This is a genomic window from Caenibacillus caldisaponilyticus (genome assembly GCF_002003465.1).
GTDB classification, from domain to species: Bacteria; Bacillota; Bacilli; order Bacillales; family Sporolactobacillaceae; genus Caenibacillus; species Caenibacillus caldisaponilyticus.
The window spans coordinates 1-2,045 of the sequence record NZ_BDDQ01000096.1 but is presented as its reverse complement, the minus strand read 5'-3'; the positions used below and the strand labels follow the sequence as shown (position 1 = coordinate 2,045).

Below are 2,045 nucleotides of genomic sequence, written 5' to 3'. Positions count from 1 at the left end.
TTTCACCATATCGATGCCTTTTGAGACCAACGCCGTGATTCCAATTGCAGATAGAAGAGTTTTAAGCCCAAGCGCCGCTGTTTTTCCAGCTTTTCCAACGCCTAAAATCTGATTGTTGAGATTAGCAACGTCCTTCACGACCCGTCCATCGTCAAGCGTTACATCGATAATGACTTTCCCGTCAGCCATTTATTCCACCTGCCTTTCGGCATAAAAAAAGAACCTATTCAGGTTCACTTTTTCTTGCGTAAATATTTGTTTGCCCGCTCTTGGAATGCTCCAATGTCGTTTAACTCCTCAGTCAAACCGTCTACCAACTGGATAAAATAGTTTAGCAGATACGGAATGCTCGGCGTCATTTGATAGACTCTTTCAAAAGCGCCATCGCCAAGAATCACATCAAACCCTTTTTTAAGAATATCCTTTGTCTTGTTAAAATCTTCTTCTTCATCGTTGATAACTTCAAGTTCCTGCTGTATCTTTATCGCATTTTCGCGAAATCTTTGTATGGATTCATCGGTCACATCAAAAGCAAACTTCAAATCGCCGATTTCAATCGGTATTTCCGTTTGTTTCTTCTCGATTTTAATGGCCATTTATTTCCCTCCTGCCAGCATATTGAACATCGCATCCAATTCAGCTTCTTTTGTTTTTTGGTCTTTCTTTAGCGCGTAAATTTGTTTCAATTTACGTAGCCGCTTCCTTTCTTCTTCCATACCTTTGCCGCGCGGCAATTCAGCCGCACGGATCCCAACGATTTCCTTAAATCTGGTGTTATCTCGGAGACCGACGAGCAATGCGACAAACTTCTCCCACCTGAGCTTCCCTTGTTGCTCGATGAGATCGATTCCATACTCTTGCAAAAAGGATGCATAGATATATTCGGCGTCTTGCTTTAGATCATAGTATTGTTTACTGTCTCCACCATCTGATGAATAATCAGCATTGGAATCATTATGTGAAGCTATGAAAGTCTCAACAATGGTTTTAACGACTTTATATTTGGTCTCAAAATCGAATTCCTTATCAGTATCAATGAACATTTCAAATGCAATTTCGATTTTTTCAGCATCAAAGAATGTATCGTCATCCATGAGATCAAAAAAGCGAAGTACATTATCAAAAGAAAGATCGAGGGGGTAAACATTCCCCTCGATCTCAATTTCCTCTTCCAGCGGATCAGTCAATGTGAACATTATTCACCAGTTCCACTCCCAGAACCGGCATCGGTGACTTCCGGCTTGCCGTTGAACGTCACCGTAAATTCAAAATCACTTTTTGCGTTGGCGTCCCCGCCAGTGACTTTGATCCCTGAAATCGTCACATCCCCAGTGATTTGCTTGCCATCAGGTTGCGTCCATCTGAATTTTGTTTTGCGATTCTCACCAACCTCAAATGCAAGGCTGGCAATATAGTCCTGGGCTGGATCTCCATATTTACGATGTCCGCTGAATTGAAGCGATGCGGTAATACCCGTAACATCTTGACTCGAGAAACCTTCCCCGTCGTAATATGGGGTATCATCGGTTTCATCATCAAAGGATGGATCTACTGAGCTAATTCCCGCGGCAATCGTTGCCCATTCCGGCGTGTCACTTCCCCCGGTCGTATCGATTTCATATCTGTTTCGATAATTAAGAATGAAATCTTCGGCCATCTATATCACCCCTTTGGTTTAATAAAAAGCGCCGCACTAAATTGAGCGGCGAAAATGTAATACTTATCGTCTTTCGTGATAATGTTCGGGTCCGTGGTGATGTCTATGCCCTCAAATTCATACGTTCCATTAGCGCTAGGAATATCCTCGATATTTTTTAAAAGGCTCGCGATATCCAAAAGCGTATGATAGGCGGTGAGTTGGTTTTCATGTTTGGTCATAACCTGAAAAGCAAAGTTTTGACGATATGAACCGTCGTAATAATGGTCATAGTCATTCGCCGGCATCACCATAACGGCAATACTGTTCCCATCCGTCAACATCGGTGACACGACCGTTGCATAATAACCTTGCTTATCAAGCACATCAATAACCAGCCGCTCTAAAA

5 protein-coding genes are annotated in these 2,045 nt (G+C 42.4%); all 5 read right to left on the bottom strand.

Translation table 11 applies throughout. The features are described from left to right. On the bottom strand, nucleotides 1-189 hold a 189-nt coding region (locus CCB157_RS16315), incomplete at its 3' end, for a hypothetical protein (RefSeq protein WP_143287119.1). 44 nt (nucleotides 190-233) lie between these two features. Continuing rightward, nucleotides 234-596, bottom strand: a complete 363-nt coding sequence (locus CCB157_RS16310) for a DUF6673 family protein (RefSeq protein ID WP_077616881.1) — start codon at nucleotides 594-596, stop codon at nucleotides 234-236. Further along, nucleotides 597-1,196, bottom strand: coding sequence for a bacteriophage Gp15 family protein (locus tag CCB157_RS16305; RefSeq protein WP_077616880.1), 600 nt, complete (start codon nucleotides 1,194-1,196; stop codon nucleotides 597-599). Further along, a complete protein-coding gene (locus tag CCB157_RS16300) occupies nucleotides 1,196-1,657 on the bottom strand; it encodes a phage tail tube protein (RefSeq protein WP_077616879.1) in 462 nt (153 codons plus the stop codon). Before CCB157_RS16300 ends, CCB157_RS16305 begins: the two co-directional genes overlap by 1 nt. 5 nt (nucleotides 1,658-1,662) lie before the next feature. Further along, the coding region (locus CCB157_RS16295) for a phage tail terminator protein (protein WP_077616878.1) at nucleotides 1,663-2,045 on the bottom strand (383 nt) is incomplete at its 5' end.